The following is a 16009-nucleotide window of genomic DNA, read 5'->3' as shown; positions in this document are numbered from 1 at the left end:
TAGCTATACTGATAAACCGTAACTACCCGATATGTTACAAAATAAAAAAGGCATCACCGAATCGGTGATGCCTGTAAAATCGATTACCACTTTATTTATGCAGATGCCTTCCGCTTTTCATAAACCGGCGGCGCATCTTCTTTTATTGTCTCTCGGGTAATAACACACTTTTCTATATTATCCATCGAAGGCAGCCTAAACATAATATCCAGCATAGCTTTTTCCATAATGGACCGAAGTCCACGTGCACCGGTTTGTCTTTTTAATGCCTTCTCTACAATAACTTCCAAAGCTTCTTCTTCAAAAATAAGCTCCACCCCTTCCATCTTGAACAGCTTCTTATACTGTTTAACCAGCGCATTTTTGGGTTTTTTCAGGATTTCAATCATTGCATCCTTCGAAAGCTGATGCAATCCTGAAATAACCGGCAAGCGACCAATGAGTTCCGGAATCAACCCGTATTTCTGCAGATCTTGCGCTTCTACATGCGTAAAGATATCGGGATCATCTTTATCGAACGTTACCTGCTCCTCTGTGTGGAAACCGAGGGAACTTACCGACAGACGCTTAGAAATAATTTTCTCCAGCCCATTAAATGCACCTCCACAAATAAATAAAATATTGGAGGTATCCACCTGTATAAAACTCTGTTCGGGATGTTTCCGCCCCCCTTTGGGTGGAATGTTAGCCGTAGTACCTTCTAATATTTTGAGCAACGCCTGCTGTACGCCTTCACCGGAAACATCGCGCGTTATGGATGGGTTATCACTTTTACGGGCCACCTTATCAACTTCATCAATATATACAATGCCACGGGTAGCCTGCTCTACATCATGGTCGGCCGACTGTAGCAAGCTCGACAAAATGCTTTCCACATCTTCACCCACATAACCGGCTTCGGTAAGTACTGTAGCATCAGCAATGGTAAAAGGCACATCAATAATATTAGCCATTGTTTTGGCCAATAGTGTCTTTCCGCACCCTGTAGGACCCAGCAACATAATGTTGCTCTTTTCTACTTCGGTATCTCCAAACTCTTCTTCCAGCTCTGAGCTAAGTCGCTTATAGTGATTGTACACAGCCACAGAAAGAGTCTTCTTGGCTTCTTCCTGGCCAATAACGTACTCATCAAGGCGTGCTTTAATTTCGGCGGGCTTGAGAGTTGGCTTATAATTTTTTTCACGCTTCTTTGCCATCGAGTCTAAATCGCTCTTTACAATACCCGATGCATCGGCCACACAGCGGTCACAGATATACACATCATCCGGACCAGCTACCATACTGTTCACCTCATGACTCGATCGCCCACAAAATGAACAATATATTGTTTTTTCGTTATTATTCTCCTGATCGCTCATAATTGTACGTCAGTATAATGCTAATTGCTATTCATTTGCGTTTTCCATGATGGTATCAACCAAACCGTAATCTTGTGCTTCTTCAGCTCCCATCCACTTATTACGGTCAAAGTCTTCCATAACCTGATCCTTGTCTTGATTGCAGTGATCCGCAATAATCTGACAAAGCAGATTTTTGATGCGTAAAATTTCCTGTGCCTCAATTTCAATGTCACTGGCCTGTCCCTGTACGCCACCTAATGGCTGATGAATCATGACCCGGGAATGCGGCAATAAGTTACGCTTACCGTCTGTTCCACCCGTCAGCAGTACAGCACCCATCGATGCCGCCATACCTACACAGGTTGTTACTACATCACAACTAACATACTGCATGGTATCGTAAATTGCTAATCCGGCTGATACAACACCACCCGGGCTGTTAATATACAGATTAATGTCTTTTTCGGGATCTTCGGCCTGTAGGTACAGAATCTGTGCTACTACAGAGCTTGCCACCACATCATTAATAGGCGTTCCCAAAAACACAATCCGGTCTTTAAGCAGGCGGGAATAAATATCAAATGCCCGCTCTCCCCGTTCGGTCTTTTCAACAACCATGGGAACCAAGCTGTTATTCTGGATTCTTGAAAAATCTCCATCTTCCATATTCGGCATTTCGTATATTGGTTGCTCAGGCATATGCGACTAAATAATTTGATTAATTGTTGTCAACAGTTAATAACGTATTATGCTTCCGCTTGTTCTTCCATTTTTTCCTGATAAGTCTCTTTGTCAATTTCGTTAATCTCAACAACATCTTTGAGCTTATCAAACACTTTTTCTTCACGGATACTCTTTCGCAGATTCTCAAGCTGTTGCGGATTCTGGGCAAACATATTGCGCATCTGATCAACACTCATACCGTATTGTGCGGCCTGACCTTCCAGATGCTGATCAATATCTTCAGGCTCAATTTCAATGTCGTCAAATTTTTCTTGGAGCTTCTCATTCAAAAAGAACCACATACCATCTCGCTCAGCGCGTTCTCGCATGTTTTCTTTATACTCTTCTTCATCAAAGTCAGGGGGCAATTCTCCCTGCGACTGTTGCTTAACCCGCTCAACATATTGGTTCAGAATCTGATTCATAAAGACATCAGGGATCTCAAAGTCATGTTTTTCAACAAGTGCATCAATAATTTCGTTCTTGAAAATATCACCTGCTGAATCATCATATTGATCCTGGATCTGACTTTTAACCAGACTACGATATTCCTCCGTATTTTTTGCTTCTTCATTGCTCTGCTGCTTGGCAAATTCATCGGTAAAGTCTGCCTTATGTGGTTTTTCCACCTTCTTGATATTCAGGTGGAAGCTATGGGTATGATCATCATGACCAATTTCAACCGCTACGCTATCGCCGGTCTGTTGGCCAATAAGATCATCGCGAAACTGTTCTGATTCTTCTTTACTAAGATCAATTACCTCTTCATTGGTATTTTCTTCATCCGGTTCTCCGTCATCATCCAGCGGAACAGCATCAACGGTTACCCGAAAGTCATCTTCAATTTCATCGTCAACCACTTCCCAATTACCGGCTTGATGCAACTGACGGTCAATTTCTTCTTGTACTTCTTCGTCAGTGACATCGTGGACCAACTGGTCAACCGTAATTTCACTGAGTTCGGTCAGCTCAAAATCGGGACGTGCACCAATCTTGAATTTTGCTTCCAGCTCATCATCTTCCCAGCTGAGTTCCAGCATTTTACTTTCGCCTACAGGGTCATGCTCGGGCACAACTTCTTGTTCAAAAACTTCCTGAACATAGTTGTTGATTTCTTCACTCTCAATTTCGTCGCCAAAACGCTTTTTGATAATCTTAATCGGCACTTTGCCGGGACGAAAACCAGGCATGTTTATCTGTCCGCGGTATTTTTTGTAAGCCTCTTTAAACTTAGGCTCTAAATCTTCGCGCACAGCTGAAATTATAACTTCTTTATCAACCGAGGTAATATCATTAATTGTTATTTCCACAGAGTTACTCCAAACTGGTGTTTAATTAAAGCGGTAAGAATGTAAATTATTCACAATAAATATGTATATGTACGAGAGGGGGGACTCGAACCCCCACGTCTTTAAAGACACTAGATCCTAAATCTAGCGCGTCTACCAATTCCGCCACTCTCGCAGGTGTATCATTCAGCTTTATGATGCTACTCCTGAATTTTAGAGTCTCGAAAAATACGGGTTTTTTATTCTGTTATCAACACAAATAAATATCTCATTTCTCAAAAAAGACTTATGAACCATTTACGTAATTTTGTAGTTTTTGATTCTAACAAAATTCGCAAAAAAAGTGGTATTCATGTTTTATAACCTTCGCTTGGTTTACATCACCACAAGCAACAAAGAAGAAGCCAAAAGTATTGGCAGAACGTTGGTTGAAGAAAATCTTGCAGCATGTGTAAATATCATTGGCGGAATGGAAGCAATCTACCAATGGGAGGGAGAAATCGTTGAAGATGAAGAGACTATCCTTATTGCCAAAACCCCATACCATAATGTGAAGGAGTTAACCAGCCGTGTAAAAAAGCTGCACAGCTATGATTGTCCTTGCGTTATTTCACTACAACTCTCAGAACAAGAGGGCAATGAAGAATATCAGCACTGGCTGCTCGAAGAATCTCAAAAACAAACCATTGATTACGAGATCGAAGATGCATAGGCAGAACTCAAGGCACAAGATGTAAGGCTGTAATTAGCTATGTAGCCCGCATTCAGTCTTGGCCGATTCCTGCCAGCGTCCTTCGCGCCCCATGCCCGCTACCGTGCAGTGCGTGCATCCTACCGAATAATACCCCTGTTCTTTGAGTGGGTGTTGCGGTAAACTGTGGGACTCAATGTACTCAGCAACCAATCCGCTGTTCCATTCGATAAGCGGATAAAACTTTATCATTTCATCCTGTTCGTCAATAATTTCCAGGGTACTGCGATGCTGGTTTTGAAAACCGATTAATCCCGACATCCACACATTATACTGCTCCTTTACCGACTCCAACGGTTTTACTTTGTTGACCTCACAACAGTGGTCGGGATCTTTATCCCACAACCGGTTTGTTTTTGTCATTTCGTGTTCGGCTTTATTGGGATGTACGTCAATCACATTTAAATCAAGCAGCCAGGTTAAACGTTCTTTATAAGCTTTGGTCTCTTCAAAATGGTATCCCGTATCAATAAAATAAATGGGACAATCCGGTTGTATGCGGCTGATAATATGCAATAACACGACTGATGTTGTACCAAATGAAGAAGTAACCAGCACATCATCAAAAGAATTAAAAATCTGCGCCACCCGCGCATCAACAATTTTTGCCGAAAGCGACTTGTTGATCTTTTCTTTATTGACGAGATTCATATAGATTCAAGCCTGTGATTAATTGGCATTATTCTAATAGCGAAAATAAACCTAACAGTGTCTGTACTAAAAGTCGAACATAAAAATCATATCTGCCGCGCTACTATTAACCGCCCTCAATCACGCAATGCCATCAACTTTGAAGTGATGGATGCCCTGGAACATTTGTTGATTGATCTGGAAACAGATTCCGACGTTCGGTGTTTTGTGCTTACGGGAGCCGGTGAAAACTCATTTATATCCGGCGGGGATCTTCAAGAGTTTCATACTATAAAAACAGCTGAAGAAGCCAAGCCGATGGCCCAGCGCATGCTTTCCATTCTGAAACGTATCGAGAAACTGCCCTGCTGGACCATCGCTTCCATTAACGCTCCAGCCTATGGTGGAGGATGTGAAATGATGTTGGCCTTCGATTTCCGCATTGCCTCGGAGCAAGCTACCTTCGGTTTTACCCAGAGTAAGTTTTATCTTCCACCGGGCTGGGGCGGGCTCACCAGGCTGGTAGAATGCGTGGGACGTTCAACAGCACTGCAGTGGCTGGCCGAAGCGCGTATTGTAGATGCAGAAAAAGCACTCCAACACGGACTTATTAATCGCACGGCTCCGGCCGAACAACTGAAGAAAGAGACCACGGCCTGGGCACAGCAGCTTACCAAGAATGACCGCGCATTCATCAAAAATTTAAAACAGGGCGCTATGCGCATCACCGAAGCACGCTGGCAGGCTATTGAAGCCGAGCTTGACACCTTTGCACAGTTCTGGGAAAGTAACTTACATGAGAAAAGAGTAGAGAAATTTCTGAACCGAAACGAGTAATAAATCGCTTATCCCCTGACAAATAATTAGCTACGGATGGCACAAAGGTATGTGCAGAATAAATTAGAAGTGAAAGCCCCGGAAAGCGATACTCCAGCTTTGTAACTATTACTCTTTTATTTTTCGGCGCAGCATCATTTTGGTCTCATAGCGTTTGCTGTTGCGTACAAGCTCAACACGCATGGAATCCCCCTCGCTATATTCTCTGAGCAAGGCTTGGGCATGCATTTTACTTTGTATGCGCTCGTTACCAATTCGTAAGATAATATCTCCTGGTACAATACCAGCTTCAAAGGCCGGGCCGTCGCGGTTTACACTTTCTACCAGCAGCCCCATTACAGCTGGCAAATCATACCGTGCAGCTATGTTATAAGTCATCTGTTTTGTTTCAAATCCGGCATCGTAACCAAGCTGCACTTCTCCGGTGGACGAAAGTTGCTTAATAATTTTTTGCACGCGGTTGCTGGGTATAGCAAAACCCAACCCTACATTACCACCACTAGTTCCGCCAGTAAAAATAAAAGTGTTGACCCCAATAACTTTACCCTGACTATTTACCAGCGGTCCACCCGAATTGCCGCGATTAATGGCTGCATCGGTTTGAATCATATTTAAATAAACGCGCGGCTCTTTGGGATCAGGCCTAAAATCACGGTTGCGAGCACTCACCACCCCTACTGTTACAGAAGGCTGCGATGCTTTAAACAGTCCAAAAGGATTGCCTACCGCCAACGACCATTCCCCCACAACCACGCTGTCTGAATTACCAAACTCGGCGGCGGTAAAGGTAGTATCAGCCTGTATCTTAAGCAGCGACAAGTCGGCCAGCTCATCCGACCCCAGTACTTTAGCCTTATATTGCGATCCATTCGTCAATGATACCACTACCTTCTTTGCATTTTGGTTAGCTACATGCTGGTTGGTTACCACCAATCCATCTTTACTAATAATAAAACCGGATCCCATGCTACTGACTTCCCGCTCTACCGGTACGGAAAAGAAACGATTGTAATAATTATTAAATTTTAGACGGCGTCCACCTTCTACCACCTCTGTCACCGTAATACTCACTACAGCGGGACTCACTTCTTGCACAGCCTTTGTGATAGCATTATGCCTGCTGTTGGAAATTGAATTTGTTCGCGCCGAAACCTGCTGCGGCCTGCGGCTTCTTTGTGATAGGGTAGTATCTGACTTTCGGACTTCTTCTTGTCCCCCCATTTGCGAAATATTAGCGGATCGGGACTGGGTGGGCTGGGTAGTATCCGTTAACTCTTTCTTGTGATTGGCCTCTTCACAGCTGAATAGCATCACGGACAGAGAAACAATAACTATGGCCATTAATCGGTCAATCATAGCAAGAAAAACAACTTTTGGTTACGACTTGTCTACACTAACAAGCTGTTCGGCACCAATTTCAACCACTTCTTTGATGGTTTCTTCAAGGGGGCCGGGGTGCCAAGCACCGGATGCTTTTTTGTGTCCACCGCCGCCAATTTTACGTGCCCATTTATTGACGTTAACATCATTACTTTTGGAGCGCAGACTCATCTTGACACCGTCGCCCAGAGCTTTAAACAAAATAGCGGCTTTGATACCCGTTACACTCAGCGGATATCCCACAAAACCCTCACAATCATCATTGGTTGTATTGGTTTCTTCCAGCATTTCTTTGGTAACGTACATCACCGCAATTTGATTGTCCTCATAAAGCTCGATCGTGCCCATCGCTTTGCTAAGCAAATGCAGTTGATTCAGACTCTTGTTTGAGAATACGCGTTCGGCTACTTCATTAGGACGAAACCCGCCAATCCGGAGCAACTCGGAGGCAATGCTCATCGTTTCCGGTGTTACACTATCATATTGCAACGAACCCGTATCGGTAAGAATACCAGTATATAATGCCTTTGCGGCATCCTCATTAAGCTGAGAAATATCATTCTGTAAAAACAAATGAAAGATAAGCTCACAGGTTGAAGACGCTTCTTCCACCGAAATGCTAAAGTCAAATCCGTCGTACGGGTCGGGATGATGATCCACCATGTAGGTAGGCTTAGGATCATCCTGAATATAATCGGAATAACTGCCAAATCGCTTAGGCGAATTACCATCAAGCAGGACAAATGCATCACATTTTTGGAGTGATTTTTCATCCGGCTGCCGGATCGGATAATAATCGGCCAACCACTTAAGGTTCAATGGAACATCATCATCATTAAAAGCAAAAGCGCGAATATCATTTTCTTGGAGCCACAAACAAGTTGCTACCTGTGCGCCAATACAATCCCCATCGGGACGGATATGCGAAAACACTCCTACCGTGTCGTATTGTTTTAATTTTTGGATGAGTTCATTAAACATATAGGCGTATTGAAATGCCAAAAAATAAGCTTATTAAGATGGGGTATAGCATAGAGGAAAGCAATAATTTTTTCGGTATAAATTCTCACTCCTTATTATGTTATCATATGTTCCCGAACAACCTTAAAATCGATTAAACATACTTTTTTGATGAAACGAGCACTCATTCTTTGCAATGGACGCCCACCCAACAGGTCGCTGTTTCGTGAATATCGCGCAAAAGCAGACCTGTTTATTGCGGCCGACGGGGGTGGTAATATTGCCCGTGATTTTGATGCGCACCCTGATCTTATTATCGGTGATTTAGATAGTTTCATTCCCTATGAAGATGAATCTTTTGAAACACTCAAAAAATCTGATCAAGAATCCAATGACCTTGAAAAAGCTCTTTCATATCTGCGTAACCGCAAAACAACACATGTAGATATCCTGGCCGCCACGGGACAGCGCATAGATCAAACACTTAAGAATATTTCGGTACTCAAACAGTTTAATCCGCAATTCGAACAGTTATTTATGATTGATGATTACGGAGTCTTACAACTCATACCAAAGTCATTTAGTACCGATCTGCCCAAAGGTACTACGGTTTCTCTTTTCCCACTGTCAGGCAAAGCAGATGGTATTATCACTGAGGGGCTAAAATATCCGCTTGAAGATGAAATAATGGAAAATGGCGTGCGTGACGGCTCATCAAACAAAGTAGTCGAAAATCCCATAAAGATATCTTATAAAAATGGGGATCTTCTTATGTTTATATCCCATAAAAAATTCGAAGATTCTCTTTGATCCCTTCCGCTATTAAAATATTTTCCATCTTTTTAATTCAACGGTATTCCATTGGCTGAACTGGAATTTACCCTGCTTGACTGGGGACTCATACTTTCATACTTCGGATTCCTCATCTATTTGACTTGGCAGAATAATTGGCAGGATGAAGATGAAGAATCATTCTTACTGTCGGGGCGCAAGATGAGCCTACCGGCCTTTGTGGCAACGCTTGTCTCTACCTGGTACGGGGGCATTCTGGGCGTAGGTGAATACAGCTACCAGTTTGGCATTTCGCAGTGGCTGTTGTTTGGTTGCCCGTTTTATATTTTTTCGGCTATTTTTGCTTGGTTGCTAGCCGGCAAAATAAGAATGAATAAAGCCCTGTCGTTGCCCGAAGCTATCGGTAATTTTTATGGTGATACAGCCGGCCGATTTTCTGCCATCCCGATCTTCATACTCGTAAGTCCGGCTCCATATATTTTAATGCTGGGGCTCATTTTCCAATATCTGACGGGTGGCAATGGTGGTTTCCTCTGGTATGCCAGTGCCGTAGCACTTTTTTCGGTGGCCTATGTCATTTTCGGCGGATTCAATGCCGTAATACGTACCGACGCACTGCAGATCACACTGATGTTTGTCGGTTTTACTGCTCTCATTATTTTTGCCGGGATGGAGTTTGGCGGCCTTGGTCAGCTTTGGAATATTATGCCGGCCGACTACCGCGACATTACCGGCGGGCATAACCTGCAGTATATTCTTGTGTGGTTCTTTATTGCGCTGTGGACCTTTGTCGATCCCAGCTTTCACCAGCGGGCCGCCGCTGCTGAGTCTCCCAAGACAGCTAAAAGAGGGATATTCATTTCTATTGTGTTGTGGTCGCTATTTGACTTTCTGACGATGTTTAGCGGTATCTACGGCTGGGCTATTTTAGGTGGCGACCTTGCGGAACCTATCATGGTATATCCCTATCTGGCCAATGAAATACTGCCGATTGGCTTTAAGGGACTATTCTTTGTCGCTCTTTTAGCTACCATCATGTCCACCTTGGATAGTTATCTTTTCTTATCGGGACAAACACTGGGCCGCGACTTGCTGGTTAAAATATTTCCCAACACTAAGAATAATACACTAACCCGAATTAGCACGCTTGCAGCTGCACTTATCGGCATCTTGCTCATTATTATTTATCCCAGCGTTATCGACCTGTGGTATGTCATTGGCTCGGTGATGATTCCCGGCCTACTTATACCTGTATTGGGAGTATATTTAAAGCTATTTTCGCTGCGAAAAAAATGGGTCTTACCCACCATGGTTGCCAGCATTGGCGTATCACTGTTATGGCTTATCCTCGGTACTATCACCAGCGATGCAGCCTATGAATATACCTATCTTGGCATAGAACCGTTCTACCCGGGATTAGCTATAAGCATAATCTTTTGGCTAATCGGACGGGTACGTAATGGAGAACTTTTGGAAGAGACATCCTTTTTGAAGGACTCAGATTTTGAGTAATGGTATCCGTAATACCGATCGGGCGGACCCCACATGAAACTTCCTAATCTCTTCGGGCTAATCCTTCAACTTCACTCCTCCTTTGGCTCAGAATAACATCACTCCAAAATACATCCTTATGTACTTTTAAGAATGTGACCAAGATTAAGCTTATGGATAGGAATTAAATATTTTACAGCCATGGCGTCTTTCTCAATGTTGAGCATGCCCGTGCGCCGAAAGTCAACAATGCAGTATCCCTCAAAAGAACGAACCACTTCTCCGATGCCGTAAAATTCGGGGGAGGGTCCATAATAAACCAAGTCTCCCACTTGTATATTATTATCTGCTCTTCGGTTATAGGGATAAATAACCGGCAGCCGATCCAGTCGATATGAAAGTCGTTTTTTTGTGGGCATAGAAAACTAATATAACAGATTACGACCCCTTTTGCGCAATGACAAATTTTCGGGTCTTCCTGTCAATTTCTTCAATAGTAACCCACGTGGCCTCGGCAGGAATAAGTGAAGCAATACGTTCCGGCCATTCAATCACACAAATACCTGATCCATAAAAATATTCTTCAGCCCCGATTTCGAGCGCTTCACGGGGCGAATCCATGCGATAACAATCAAAATGATACAACGGCAACTTGCCCTCATGCTCATGGATCAGTGTGTAGGTAGGCGACTGTACTTCTTCGGGACTTATACCTAAACCATCGGCTAAACCTTTGACAAAATGAGTTTTGCCGGCCCCTAAAGGTCCTTTCAGACAAATAATATCACCCGCTTCGAAGTTAGCCGCAAGCGTTGTCCCCAACTCAACCGTCTGTTCTGGGCTGTTCGTTATTTCTACCTGCTCCTCCATCACAACATTGACTTGGGTCGAAGAGTAGCAATGGGCAAAATCATCTCTTCCATACTTGCTCCGCCGTGTAAAAAGCTATCACGATACCGATTCTGGTACTCATGGTAATTGGTGGGATATACAAAATAATAATCCTCTTTAGCAATAATATAATTGTTCGAATATCCCGGGGTCGGCAGTTTGTATTCTTCAGGGTTTTCAATAACTATACTACTGTTATCTTCCACCGTTAGGTTGCGGCCGTATTTATAGCGCAGGCTAGTTGATGTGTTTCGATCGCCCTTTACTTCTGTATCGTGCAATGCCCGCACCGCACCGTGATCCGTGGTTACTACAACAACCACTTCTTCTTCAGCTAGCATCTGAAAAATTTCATACAGCGTTGAGTGTTGGAACCATGTTTTCGTCAAGGACCGGAAAGCCGGCACATCCGGGGCAATCTCCTTGAGAACATCTGAATCGGAGCGAGAGTGCACTAGCGTATCCACAAAATTATATACAAATGTACTTAACGGTTCTTGAATGTAATTGTGGATATCTTGAGCAACGGCCCGCCCCTGTTCGGTATTTAATACCTTCTCATATTTTATTTTCTGATCTATCCCCTTGCGGTCGAGTTGAGCCCGCATCAACTCTTTTTCATACTGGTTCAGTGACCGCTCATCCTCTCCTTGGTCCCACAAATCAGGATAGATATTTTCAATCTCAAGCGGATATAATCCCGAAAAAATAGCATTGCGCGAATAGGGTGTAGCGGTCGGCAAAATAGAGTAATAAAAGTCCGTATCGATGCTGTAACTGTCACTCAGTAGGTTTTCAAACATCATCCACTGATCATAACGCATGCAGTCAATAATGAAGAAGAGCGTGGTTTGTCCATTTTTTACATGCGGCAATACATACTCATCTACCAAATCAACCGACAGCGGGGGGCGATCTGGTGTTTCTTTTTCCAGCCAAGGCTGGTATTGCTTGGTAATAAATTCGCCAAACATTTTGTTAGCTTCCCGGTACTGGTCCCCCAATACCTGACGAAGTGATTCTTCCCCCGACTCTAAATCAACATCCCAGCGCGTAAGCTGTTTATAAATAGTAATCCATTCGTTCCAACTCAGGTTGTCATGAATGCGGTCAGATATTTTATTGAACTCACGCAGATACGATTGGGCAAACTGTTCATTGCGGATACGCTGCTGCTCCAACAGTCGCTTGATCGTCAATACAATTTGGTTTGGGTTGACCGGCTTAATCAAATAGTCAGAAATCTTACCCCCAATGGCCTCCTCCATAATCGATTCTTCCTCACTTTTGGTAATCATCACCACTGGCAACGAAGGCTCTAACGTCTTAATGCGATTGAGCACTGCCAGACCATCCATGCCGGGCATCTGCTCATCCAAAAAAACAATATCGAACGACTCCTCTTTGATAAGCGTGATAGCATCTTCGCCGTTAGTTACCGGAGACACCTCAAAATCTTTATTCTCCAAAAAGATAATGTGTGCTTCCAGCTGATCGATTTCATCATCAGCCCACAAAATGCGTGTTTTCATAGAAGGATCCGCCTTAATTAGTTTGGATCCTAAAGTTTGACAAATGGTTTCAAATTATCCAGCCGCTTTTGGGCAATACCTTTAATTTTTTTGAGCTCGTTTTTAGTCTTAAATTTCCCGTTTTCCTTGCGGTAAACTATGATACGCCTTGCATAAGCAGGTCCGATACCGGGCAGCGACTCCAACGCCTGCTGGTTGGCTGTATTAATATTAATCTTTTCTTGAGCAGACTGCGTCTCGTTTGGCTCTTCATTAGGGGCATCCGCAGTGTCTGCGGGAGTGGTATCACTTTGAAGGCTAACCAGTTGTTTTTCGGAAGGATGGTACCGCTGCATAAGTTGCTGTTCTTTCTTCTTGAGCATAGCTGTCCTTTCTTTAAACTGCTGCTCAAGTTCATGGTACTGTTCATCCTCGAACGGTACCGAAGGCGTAAGTCCAACATTGACACTTGCTAATATAACAAAGAGTATCACCAGCGAAGTTACTGTTTTACGTTCGCCGGGAGTAATTTTTAGCTTCTCTAACCAGAAAAATATTCGTCTCTTCATAATTGGTCACCTCTGAGGATGTTTTGTCTGCCTGTAACAGTAGGACCCATGTAACCGGCAATCCTTACAAAAGTTTTTCGTTGAAGACTCAACGTAACCCCAATCTCGATAGATAGGCCATGGAGTTTATCTCTCTCAATAGGAGATATATTATTACTTGTATGGATCTTGTAAACCCTAACAAAACTGCTTCTCTACATCGAGATAGGTCTAAGCACTATCGCAAATTTCCAATTAGCATCTCACGTGAACATTGCTAATCACCAGATTCTCATTACGAATGAAATCAATCTTGTTTGCGATACAAAATAATTCGATGTTTGACTGCTGATATGGAAACCGTAAAAATATACCATTACCAAAGTTTATCTGTCTCCTATACCCGCACGGGGATGGAAAACGACAAGCCCCTGCTTATTCTTCACGGGTGGGGCAGCAACAAACAAGTAATGGCACCACTGGCCAAACAATTGTCTGATATTCGCGATTGTTACATACCCGATCTGCCCGGCTTCGGTAATTCATCGGTCCCCAATGATCCCTGGAACGTGGATGACTATGCGGATATGGTTGAACAATTTATCCAAGACCAAGAATTTGAAACCGTTGACTTGCTGGTCCACTCTTTTGGCGGACGTATTGCGCTGAAGCTCTGTGCCCGAGCAGATTGTCAAGATCATATTGACAAAGTACTCATTACCGGCGGTGCGGGCATGAAACCCAAACGGAGTTTGGGTTTTTATCTTAAAAAGTACACTGCTAAAACATTAAAGGCCCCGTTCTACCTATTACCTAAATCTTGGCGCAGCAATGCATTAGAATGGCTTCGGGAAACGGCCCTCTGGAAGGCACTGGGCTCCAGCGACTACAGCAAACTCAGCGGGGTGATGCGCGAAACCTTTGTACAAACGGTTACCGAATATCTTGAACCGACCCTTCCAAACATTCCTCATGAGGTGCTATTACTATGGGGACGTGATGACAATGCGGCTCCGCTTTACCAGGCCGAACGTATGGAGCAGGGAATCGAAAATGCTGCACTCGTAGTCATCGATCATGCCGGACATTATGCGTTCCTGGATCGACCATCACATTTTACCTCTATTGCCAAAGCGTTTTTTAAGTAACAGAGAAATAGATCTCTCTGCCTTTAAAAGACAGGATGCAGCCACCTCACACAACAAATCATAGCATCGATAGAAGAGAACAGTTGGATGCCCTATTTCCAGCCAATGCCAAATAATTAATCTATCACTCAACGAAATAGTTTATCAAAAAATTACTCCTATTCCCCCTCGTCATCAAAAAACTTATTATATATGAAAAGCCCTAATGCAAAAATTCCAAAAATAATACTTGTCTCAATAAATTTATCGAGGAATTTGTCTCTGGTAAAATAGTAATAGATGATATAGGTAATATATAGACATAAAATAATAATTAAATTTTTCATCCAACTATCTTACTAATTTTATCTCAAGAAGGCTATTTAATACCAAATCAAATATTACTGAAAACAAAAATGACTTCACCTAACACTTAACCATCCTCACTGAATAAATACACTGATTAAATTTCTTGGCTAACTGTTCTTACTAGCCTAGTATTTTCTTTGTACCAATAGTTAGTTGCAAAAGGAGCTATTCTATTAGGTGTTATAGATCAGAAGCACAAATCCCTTAAGCTAAAAAGCTTTTTAAGTCATGGACAGATGAAAGAACCGTAACATCTTGAATTATTATAATAAGGATCTTACCTACGGTTGGGATAAACAAAAATATATTACCCACTGCTCTCCATTTCTCGCTCCTTAAAGTCCTCATCAAAATAGTTGTACCATTTTCGGAAAGGACGGAACGCATTTTCCGGATCAAACGGTCGCTTATATTCACTCTGCCGACACTCCTCGCTGCAGCAGCCCTCCATCTTTTTTGCTCCTTCTTCGGAACAGACAAAAAGCTTATTGCACTGCATATTCGCACAGTTGATATAGGTATCTGCCGGTTTGCCGGTAATCTCACACTTTGCTATGGGCTCCATATCATCTTCATTTACGGGCACTACCAGGCGATCATCGAACACAAAGCATTTGCCCTTATAGTGTTCACCCCCCTCTTCATTGGAATACCTTAAAATACCACCATGCAACTGGTTTACATCGTGCCATCCCTTTTCCTTCATGAGTACCGAAAACTTCTCACATCGGATACCACCGGTACAATACATCAATACCTTTTTATCTTTACCTACCTCTTCTTCAAATTCTTCAAGCCACTCAGGAAATTCGTAAAAATTTTCAACTTGGGGTGTCACTGCTCCTTCGAAGTGACCAATCTCAGATTCATAATCGTTGCGCACATCTATCATCACATAATCTTCGTCAGATTCTATAACTTGCTTCCACTCCTCGGGCTCCAAGTATTCGCCGCCGTCTTCCGGATCAACATCCTCTTTATGGATAGCTACAAGCTCATCGCGCGTCTTGCATTTCAGTTTGGCAAACGGAATGTAATCACTGGTATCCGTTTTAAAATCAATACCGTCAAATCCGGAGATGCTCGTTAGCTGGTCTTTATATTCGGCCACCTGCTCGGGCGTGCCGCCCAGCGTACCGTTTATACCGGTATCACTTATATAAATGCGTCCCTTTATGCCCAGCTCCTCACAAAACTGTTTATGTTCAGCACAAAATGTTTCGGGATCGTCAATCTCATTAAATTTGTAATACAGTATTACTTCGTACATGGTCTATTTCCTTTTTTAACTACTACTAGAGCACAGCGATTAATAGTTTCTTTGTGCACTTCGTGCCTTAGTGATTCATGATTTGCAGATCCCAAAAATA

General features: G+C 43.0%; 16 protein-coding genes and 1 tRNA gene. 5 read left to right on the top strand and 12 right to left on the bottom strand.

All coding sequences use genetic code 11. The features are described from left to right. Positions 1 to 95: 95 nt before the first annotated feature. The 4 genes from clpX to LX73_RS08070 all read right to left on the bottom strand — a co-directional run bounded on the left by clpX (position 96) and on the right by LX73_RS08070 (position 3527). Positions 96 to 1358, bottom strand: coding sequence for an ATP-dependent Clp protease ATP-binding subunit ClpX (clpX, locus tag LX73_RS08085; RefSeq protein ID WP_148898967.1), 1263 nt, complete (start codon positions 1356 to 1358; stop codon positions 96 to 98). 27 nt (positions 1359 to 1385) lie between these two features. Continuing rightward, positions 1386 to 2006: an ATP-dependent Clp endopeptidase proteolytic subunit ClpP gene (gene clpP, locus LX73_RS08080; RefSeq protein WP_170245649.1), complete on the bottom strand. Its 621-nt coding sequence runs from the start codon at positions 2004 to 2006 to the stop codon at positions 1386 to 1388. Between the two features lie 80 nt (positions 2007 to 2086). After that, the gene (gene tig / locus LX73_RS08075) at positions 2087 to 3373 is read right to left on the bottom strand and encodes a trigger factor (RefSeq protein WP_148898965.1); all 1287 of its coding nucleotides are present in this window, start codon (positions 3371 to 3373) and stop codon (positions 2087 to 2089) included. A 70-nt stretch (positions 3374 to 3443) separates the two neighbouring features. Continuing rightward, positions 3444 to 3527, bottom strand: a tRNA-Leu gene (locus LX73_RS08070). A gap of 177 nt (positions 3528 to 3704) precedes the next feature. Between LX73_RS08070 and cutA the strand changes: the two genes are divergently transcribed. After that, entirely contained in the window at positions 3705 to 4064 is a 360-nt protein-coding gene (gene cutA / locus LX73_RS08065; protein WP_148898964.1) for a divalent-cation tolerance protein CutA, read from the top strand. Positions 4065 to 4097: 33 nt separating this feature from the next. On the opposite strand, the gene LX73_RS08060 is transcribed toward cutA, so the two are convergent. Next, positions 4098 to 4754, bottom strand: a complete 657-nt coding sequence (locus tag LX73_RS08060; protein ID WP_148898963.1) for a phosphoadenylyl-sulfate reductase — start codon at positions 4752 to 4754, stop codon at positions 4098 to 4100. Positions 4755 to 4811: 57 nt separating this feature from the next. Between LX73_RS08060 and LX73_RS08055 the strand changes: the two genes are divergently transcribed. Next, a complete protein-coding gene (locus LX73_RS08055; RefSeq protein ID WP_148898962.1) occupies positions 4812 to 5570 on the top strand; it encodes an enoyl-CoA hydratase/isomerase family protein in 759 nt (252 codons plus the stop codon). A 108-nt stretch (positions 5571 to 5678) separates the two neighbouring features. Here the strand turns inward: LX73_RS08055 and LX73_RS08050 are convergent, their stop codons facing one another. Further along, positions 5679 to 6926 carry a S1C family serine protease gene (locus LX73_RS08050; protein ID WP_246138197.1) on the bottom strand — a complete coding sequence of 416 codons (1248 nt, stop codon included), beginning with the start codon at positions 6924 to 6926 and terminating at the stop codon, positions 5679 to 5681. Positions 6927 to 6947: 21 nt separating this feature from the next. Further along, complete coding sequence (locus LX73_RS08045) at positions 6948 to 7952, bottom strand: DHH family phosphoesterase (RefSeq protein WP_246138196.1); 1005 nt, start codon at positions 7950 to 7952, stop codon at positions 6948 to 6950. Positions 7953 to 8081: 129 nt separating this feature from the next. On the opposite strand from LX73_RS08045, the gene LX73_RS08040 reads away from it, so the two are divergent. After that, a complete protein-coding gene (locus LX73_RS08040; protein ID WP_148898961.1) occupies positions 8082 to 8720 on the top strand; it encodes a thiamine diphosphokinase in 639 nt (212 codons plus the stop codon). Between the two features lie 51 nt (positions 8721 to 8771). Continuing rightward, positions 8772 to 10214 (top strand): sodium:solute symporter family protein, encoded by a 1443-nt coding sequence (locus LX73_RS08035; RefSeq protein ID WP_148898960.1) that lies wholly within the window; start codon positions 8772 to 8774, stop codon positions 10212 to 10214. A 116-nt stretch (positions 10215 to 10330) separates the two neighbouring features. On the opposite strand, the gene LX73_RS08030 is transcribed toward LX73_RS08035, so the two are convergent. The 4 genes from LX73_RS08030 to LX73_RS08015 are packed head-to-tail and all read right to left on the bottom strand — an operon-like array spanning position 10331 to position 13164. Next, on the bottom strand, positions 10331 to 10612 hold the full coding sequence (locus tag LX73_RS08030; protein WP_148898959.1) for a hypothetical protein: 282 nt from the start codon (positions 10610 to 10612) through the stop codon (positions 10331 to 10333). 19 nt (positions 10613 to 10631) lie between these two features. Next, entirely contained in the window at positions 10632 to 11063 is a 432-nt protein-coding gene (gene tsaE / locus LX73_RS08025) for a tRNA (adenosine(37)-N6)-threonylcarbamoyltransferase complex ATPase subunit type 1 TsaE (RefSeq protein ID WP_148898958.1), read from the bottom strand. Further along, a complete protein-coding gene (gene porX, locus LX73_RS08020) occupies positions 11063 to 12616 on the bottom strand; it encodes a T9SS response regulator signal transducer PorX (protein WP_148898957.1) in 1554 nt (517 codons plus the stop codon). Before porX ends, tsaE begins: the two co-directional genes overlap by 1 nt. A 29-nt stretch (positions 12617 to 12645) precedes the next feature. After that, on the bottom strand, positions 12646 to 13164 hold the full coding sequence (locus LX73_RS08015) for a ComEA family DNA-binding protein (protein WP_148898956.1): 519 nt from the start codon (positions 13162 to 13164) through the stop codon (positions 12646 to 12648). Between the two features lie 320 nt (positions 13165 to 13484). Between LX73_RS08015 and LX73_RS08010 the strand changes: the two genes are divergently transcribed. Next, entirely contained in the window at positions 13485 to 14291 is an 807-nt protein-coding gene (locus tag LX73_RS08010) for an alpha/beta fold hydrolase (RefSeq protein WP_246138195.1), read from the top strand. A gap of 655 nt (positions 14292 to 14946) precedes the next feature. Here the strand turns inward: LX73_RS08010 and trhO are convergent. Beyond that, on the bottom strand, positions 14947 to 15909 hold the full coding sequence (gene trhO, locus LX73_RS08005) for an oxygen-dependent tRNA uridine(34) hydroxylase TrhO (RefSeq protein ID WP_148898955.1): 963 nt from the start codon (positions 15907 to 15909) through the stop codon (positions 14947 to 14949). Between the last annotated feature and the right edge of the window lie 100 nt (positions 15910 to 16009).

Source organism: Fodinibius salinus (assembly GCF_008124865.1).
Taxonomy (GTDB): Bacteria; Bacteroidota; Rhodothermia; order Balneolales; family Balneolaceae; genus Fodinibius; species Fodinibius salinus.
Note: the sequence above shows the minus strand (reverse complement) of the source record. Positions and strands in the feature narration are given on the sequence as shown.

Excerpts from the sequence above, each read along its gene's own strand:
- clpX (WP_148898967.1), bottom strand. The coding sequence starts at position 1,358 with ATGAGCGATCAGGAGAATAATAACGAAAAAACAATATATTGTTCATTT.
- LX73_RS08015 (WP_148898956.1), bottom strand. The coding sequence starts at position 13,164 with ATGAAGAGACGAATATTTTTCTGGTTAGAGAAGCTAAAAATTACTCCC.
- LX73_RS08030 (WP_148898959.1), bottom strand. The coding sequence starts at position 10,612 with ATGCCCACAAAAAAACGACTTTCATATCGACTGGATCGGCTGCCGGTT.
- trhO (WP_148898955.1), bottom strand. The coding sequence starts at position 15,909 with ATGTACGAAGTAATACTGTATTACAAATTTAATGAGATTGACGATCCC.
- clpP (WP_170245649.1), bottom strand. The coding sequence starts at position 2,006 with ATGGAAGATGGAGATTTTTCAAGAATCCAGAATAACAGCTTGGTTCCC.
- LX73_RS08040 (WP_148898961.1), top strand. The coding sequence starts at position 8,082 with ATGAAACGAGCACTCATTCTTTGCAATGGACGCCCACCCAACAGGTCG.
- LX73_RS08060 (WP_148898963.1), bottom strand. The coding sequence starts at position 4,754 with ATGAATCTCGTCAATAAAGAAAAGATCAACAAGTCGCTTTCGGCAAAA.
- porX (WP_148898957.1), bottom strand. The coding sequence starts at position 12,616 with ATGAAAACACGCATTTTGTGGGCTGATGATGAAATCGATCAGCTGGAA.
- tsaE (WP_148898958.1), bottom strand. The coding sequence starts at position 11,063 with ATGGAGGAGCAGGTAGAAATAACGAACAGCCCAGAACAGACGGTTGAG.
- cutA (WP_148898964.1), top strand. The coding sequence starts at position 3,705 with ATGTTTTATAACCTTCGCTTGGTTTACATCACCACAAGCAACAAAGAA.
- LX73_RS08050 (WP_246138197.1), bottom strand. The coding sequence starts at position 6,926 with ATGATTGACCGATTAATGGCCATAGTTATTGTTTCTCTGTCCGTGATG.